This is a genomic window from Thiohalomonas denitrificans (genome assembly GCF_016841685.1).
Taxonomy (GTDB): Bacteria; Pseudomonadota; Gammaproteobacteria; order Thiohalomonadales; family Thiohalomonadaceae; genus Thiohalomonas; species Thiohalomonas denitrificans_A.
Genome location: NZ_JAENYR010000136.1, coordinates 1 through 4,985, shown reverse-complemented (window position 1 = coordinate 4,985; position 4,985 = coordinate 1). Strand labels below are relative to the sequence as shown.

The window sequence follows — 4,985 nt, the reverse complement described above, 5'->3', positions numbered from 1 at the left end:
ACCTCGCACCTCGCACCTCGCACCTCGCACCTCGCACCTCGCACCTCGTATCTCGTATCTCGTATCTCGTATCTCGCATCTCGTATCTCGTATCTCGTATCTCGTATCTCGTATCTCGTATCTCGTATCTCGTATCGTATCTGTGGTCTCAATGCACCTTGACCCGGCGCGGCTGGGTGGGTTGGAGTTTCGGCAGGGTCAGTTCCAGAATGCCGTTCTCCAGGTGGGCGTGGGCGTGGTCGGCGTCCACCGGCACGGGTAGTGCCACACTGCGTTCAAAGTTTCCGAGTGCTCTTTCATGGCTGAAGTAGGCGCCACTCTCCTGTTTCATCGGGCGGCGTCCGCGCAGGAGCAGGTGCTGCACCTCGATGGAGATGTCCAGGCACTCTTTCGGAAACCCCGGGACCAGGGCCCGAACCATCAAGACTTCTCCCCGATCGATGATATCCAGCGGCGGATAGGCTGGTCCAACCTGGACACTGCCGTCGCCGTTCCCTCCTGAAGTCGTCCTCGGCATCCGTGCCTCCTTACGGTGGTATCCCCGTTCCTGCCACTATTAACTATGATCATAGCAAGGTGGAGCCCTGAGCTCCGGTCGTGACTTCGGCCTGGCCAATACAATCCCCAATCATTCCGGATCGTACCGGTTTCCCGGAACAGGTGTCTGTAATCCGGGCGAGGGGGCGATTGATGTCGATAACCCGGCCGATATAAAGGAGTGAGAATGCCCCGAACCGAGGGACTAGGAGCGATCGATGATGAGCGGGAGCGGTTTATTAACCGGTATCGTGGGATTCGTGAGGCCAGCGAGCAGCTCTGCCGGCCACTGGCGACCGAAGATTACGTGGTGCAGACCATCCCCGAGGCGAGTCCACCCAAGTGGCACCTGGCCCATGTGACCTGGTTTTTTGAAACCTTCCTGCTGAAGGCGTTCGTTCCCCATTACCGTCCATTCCACCCGCGCTTCGAGTTCATGTTCAACTCCTATTACAACAGCGTGGGTGCCCAGTGGCCGCGCTCTCGCCGGGGGGAGTTGTCCCGGCCCACCGTCGAGGAGGTTTATGCCTACCGTGCCTGTGTCGACGAGGCGATCGCTTCGCTGGTGGGCGCCGCTACGGCCGCTGATTGGACCGAAGTTGCCTGGCGCCTGCTGCTCGGAATGAATCATGAACAGCAGCACCAGGAGCTTCTATTGGCGGATCTGAAGCAGAATCTGTCACTCAATCCGCTCTATCCCGCCTACCGGGAGGATCTGCCCGCAGCGTCCGGGCGGCAGGCTCCGGCGCTCTCCTGGTTGCACTTCGAACCCGCAGAAATCTCCGTCGGGTACAGCGGTGATGGTTTCTCCTTCGACAACGAAAGACCGCAACACCGGGTGCTGCTGGAGGATTTCTGGCTGGCTTCCCGGCCGGTCACCAACTATGAGTTTCTGGCCTTTGTCGAAGAGGGAGGCTATTCCGAGCCCTCCCTGTGGCTTTCGGATGGCTGGAGTGTACTTCAGGCCCGCGATTGGCACGCTCCACTGCATTGGCGGCTGATCGACGGGCAATGGTTCGAATATACCCTGGCCGGGTTGCTTCCACTCAATGGCCACGAACCGGTATCGCACGTCAGTTATTTCGAAGCCGATGCCTATGCTGCATGGGCCGGGAAACGGCTGCCGAGCGAAGAAGAGTGGGAACAGGCTGCTATCGGTCGAGATATCGATGGGAATTTCCGCGAAAACGGAAAGCTTCATCCGGAGCCGGCGGAGGAGGGCCGGAGACAACCGCTTCAGCTTTTCGGCGATGTCTGGGAGTGGACTCGCAGTCCCTATGGCCCCTATCCAGGCTACCGCCGTGGCGAGGGCGCTTTCGGTGAATACAACGGCAAGTTTATGTGTAATCAGATGGTGGTGCGCGGCGGCTCCTGCGTGACGCCCCGGGATCATTTCAGGGCGAGCTACCGAAACTTCTTCTATCCCCATGACCGTTGGCAGTTTCTCGGGATACGTTTGGCGGAGGATGCATGAATACCGCAGTTTTCTACCCCCGTTTTTTCGATGCCGGACCCGAACCGATGCACCTGCGTGAAGAGGTCGTCGATGGGCTGGCGCGGCGGCCGAAGCGGCTGTCGCCCAAGCTCCTTTACGATGCCCGCGGTTCGGCCCTGTTCGACACCATCTGCGAGCTGCCGGAGTACTATCCAACCCGCACGGAAACCGCAATTCTGCAGGACAACGCGGCGGATATCGCGGGTCTGATCGGTGAGGAGTGCGTGCTCATTGAACCGGGCGCAGGGAGCTGCCACAAGGCGGAGCTACTGCTTTGCCACCTGCCCGCTGCGGCTTACGTGCCCACCGATATCTGTGGTGATCATGTGCGTGAAGCGGCCTCGCGACTGGCCACACGTTTCCCACGCCTGGAAGTGGCCTCCGCGTGTGCCGATTTTTCACAGTTCGAGGTACTCTCGAGCTTTGTGCCTTCGGGACGGCGTGTGGTTTTCTTTCCGGGCTCCACCATCGGGAATTTCGAGCCCCATGAGGCAAAACGCTTTCTCGTAGATGCTGCCAGTTTCGTGGGGGCGGATGGTGGATTATTGATCGGAGTCGACTTGAAAAAGGAACCCGAGCGGCTGCGTGCTGCCTATAATGATGCCCGCGGGATTACGGCGGAATTCAATCTGAATCTGCTCACGCGGCTCAATCGTGAACTGCAGGGCGACTTTGATGTTAATCGGTTCCGTCACCAGGCGTTTTATGAAATGGGTAAGGGACGCGTTGAAATGCACCTGATCAGTGAAGCGGCTCAAGAGGTTTCGATCGCCGGTCTCCGGTTTCGCTTTGTACCGGGTGAAACCATTCACACCGAGAATTCCTATAAATACACGATTCAGGAGTTTCATCGCCTTGCCGGGAGCGCCGGTTTTGTTCCTGGCGGCGTCTGGACCGACCGTCAACGCCTTTTCAGCGTTCATTATCTTACGCCGCGGATTGCAGGTGCCGGGCCGTCGGGTTAATGTGACCAGGTTATAGATCCGGAGATCCGGAGACCCGGAGAGAGATGCATAATATTATCGGGATTATCGAAGAGCTGAAGGGCGTCTATCTGTTCAGCGGTTTGAGCGAAGAGCAGTCCGAAACCCTGCTGGAGCATGCCGCGCATCAGGAACTGCAGCACGGAGAGACGCTATTTTCCCATGGAGACCCGTCGGAGCGGTTTTTCTGGCTGCGCAGGGGACTCATCAAGCTGACGCGATTGTCGGCCGATGGCGAGGAAAAGGTGGTCGAACTGATTCGGGCCGGGCAGGTATTCGGTGAGGCGATTGCCTTCATGGAACGGCAGGAGTATCCCGTAAATGCCGAAGCCATCGAGCCGAGCGAGGTGGTAGGGTTCGAGAGCCGGCGTTTTCTGAATCTGTTGCGGACCTCTCCGGACGGCTGCTTTCGGCTGCTGGCCGGCCTCTCCATGCGTCTGCATAGCCAGATCAATGAAATCGATCGGTTGACCCTTCACAATGCTACGGCACGGGTCATCGGTTATCTTCTCGATCAGCCCCGCGATGGCGACCGCATACTGCTCGGTTCACCGAAACACCTGCTCGCATCACGGCTCTCTATCCAGCCGGAGACTCTGTCGCGGATTTTTGGTCGTCTGAACCGTGACGGATTGATCAAGGTGGAGGGACAGACGATTTATGTTCAGGATGCTGAAGAGCTAAGGCGCTTTTTCGAACGGCAATAGGGGCGTGGTAGAGCGATAGTCCCTTACACAGGGTAACCGCATGCCTTGAAGCGAGCATAAGTCGTTGATGTCAGGTCGTCGGCCGCAGGGACGCATGGTGGACGATCAGTCGTTCAGCCTCATCAGGGCCCTGAGGTGATGCCCTACGCTTCGGCCCAGGGCATCCGGCACATATCCGCCTTCCAGCACGGAAACCACACGGCCATCGGCATGACGCCGCGCCACTTCCACGATCTTTTCGGTCACCCAGCCAAAGTCGGCTTCGGTGAGTCGCAGTTGGCCCAGGTCGTCCTGGAAATGGCCGTCGAAACCGGCAGAGACGAAGATCATCTCCGGAGCAAACTCCTCGAGAACCGGAAACCACTTGGTTTCAATACCGTCGCGAAAAGCGGTACCGTTACTGCCTGCCGGTAGAGGCACGTGGATCATGTTAGGGTACTCGACGATCTCCATCCAGGGATAAAAAGGATGCTGAAACGTTGACGCCATCAAGACCCGCTCATCGCCACGAAACATCAACTCGGTCCCGTTGCCGTGGTGGACATCGAAATCCACGACAGCGATCCGCTTCAATCCGAGGGCCTGCAGTGCATGGGCCACCCCCACGGCCACATTGTTGAAAAAGCAGAATCCCATTGCCCTGTTCGGCTCCGCATGATGACCCGGCGGCCGCACCGCGCAAAAGGCGTTTTCCACATCACCCGCAATGACCATCTCTGTCCCCTTGATCACAGCCCCTGCGGCGCGTCGGGCCGCTACCAGCGTATATTCGTTCATGGCGGTATCCGGATCGAGCTGCACCAGAGTGCCTTTGGGGCGAATGGCTTCCAGTTCGTCGATATAGGAGGGGAGGTGGACGCGCTCCAACTGTTCGCGGGTGACATTCGGGGCATCGACCGGATGCAGGAGATCCATCAGGCCCGTGGCAATCAGATGGTCCTGGATCGCCTGGAGGCGGATGGCCGCTTCCGGATGGATACTGCCCATGTCATGCAGTAGACAGTCGCGGTGAGTGATATAGGCAGTAGCCATGGGAGAATCCTCGTGCGTTTGCCGGGTCTTAGGAATACCTGAAAGGGTAACCCACTCCGCCGGTTCGACTCGCTAGCGGCCAAATTTTGCCTCGCTCTCAAATCATGCACCACTCATTATGTACTCGCCCGGTTGATCATGCGTGGCACGGGAGATGCGTCATCCCCGCGCAGGCGATCCCCGCGCAGGCGGGGATCCATTTTGAGCCATGCCGCTGCTCTCTGGATTCCC

The 4,985-nt window shown here is 58.6% G+C and carries 5 protein-coding genes; 3 read left to right on the top strand and 2 right to left on the bottom strand.

Annotation, left to right across the window (positions count from 1 at the left end):
• Window positions 1–148: 148 nt before the first annotated feature.
• Window positions 149–517, bottom strand: coding sequence for an Hsp20/alpha crystallin family protein (locus Q7L05_RS16895; RefSeq protein WP_303909408.1), 369 nt, complete (start codon window positions 515–517; stop codon window positions 149–151).
• A 207-nt stretch (window positions 518–724) separates the two neighbouring features.
• Between Q7L05_RS16895 and egtB the strand changes: the two genes are divergently transcribed.
• Genes egtB through Q7L05_RS16880 form a run of 3 tightly spaced genes read left to right on the top strand, consistent with a single transcriptional unit; the run spans window position 725 to window position 3,722 of the window.
• Window positions 725–2,011 carry an ergothioneine biosynthesis protein EgtB gene (gene egtB / locus Q7L05_RS16890; RefSeq protein WP_303909407.1) on the top strand — a complete coding sequence of 429 codons (1,287 nt, stop codon included), beginning with the start codon at window positions 725–727 and terminating at the stop codon, window positions 2,009–2,011.
• On the top strand, window positions 2,008–2,997 hold the full coding sequence (gene egtD, locus Q7L05_RS16885) for an L-histidine N(alpha)-methyltransferase (RefSeq protein WP_303909405.1): 990 nt from the start codon (window positions 2,008–2,010) through the stop codon (window positions 2,995–2,997). Before egtB ends, egtD begins: the two co-directional genes overlap by 4 nt.
• Window positions 2,998–3,041: 44 nt before the next feature.
• Window positions 3,042–3,722, top strand: coding sequence for a Crp/Fnr family transcriptional regulator (locus tag Q7L05_RS16880; protein WP_303909403.1), 681 nt, complete (start codon window positions 3,042–3,044; stop codon window positions 3,720–3,722).
• A gap of 105 nt (window positions 3,723–3,827) precedes the next feature.
• On the opposite strand, the gene Q7L05_RS16875 is transcribed toward Q7L05_RS16880, so the two are convergent.
• Window positions 3,828–4,754, bottom strand: coding sequence for a histone deacetylase family protein (locus Q7L05_RS16875; protein WP_303909401.1), 927 nt, complete (start codon window positions 4,752–4,754; stop codon window positions 3,828–3,830).
• Window positions 4,755–4,985: the final 231 nt, after the last annotated feature.

What these genes read in the sequence shown, in the direction of transcription:
- Q7L05_RS16895 (WP_303909408.1), bottom strand. Translation starts at nt 517, where the DNA reads ATGCCGAGGACGACTTCAGGAGGGAACGGCGACGGCAGTGTCCAGGTT.
- egtB (WP_303909407.1), top strand. Translation starts at nt 725, where the DNA reads ATGCCCCGAACCGAGGGACTAGGAGCGATCGATGATGAGCGGGAGCGG.
- egtD (WP_303909405.1), top strand. Translation starts at nt 2,008, where the DNA reads ATGAATACCGCAGTTTTCTACCCCCGTTTTTTCGATGCCGGACCCGAA.
- Q7L05_RS16880 (WP_303909403.1), top strand. Translation starts at nt 3,042, where the DNA reads ATGCATAATATTATCGGGATTATCGAAGAGCTGAAGGGCGTCTATCTG.
- Q7L05_RS16875 (WP_303909401.1), bottom strand. Translation starts at nt 4,754, where the DNA reads ATGGCTACTGCCTATATCACTCACCGCGACTGTCTACTGCATGACATG.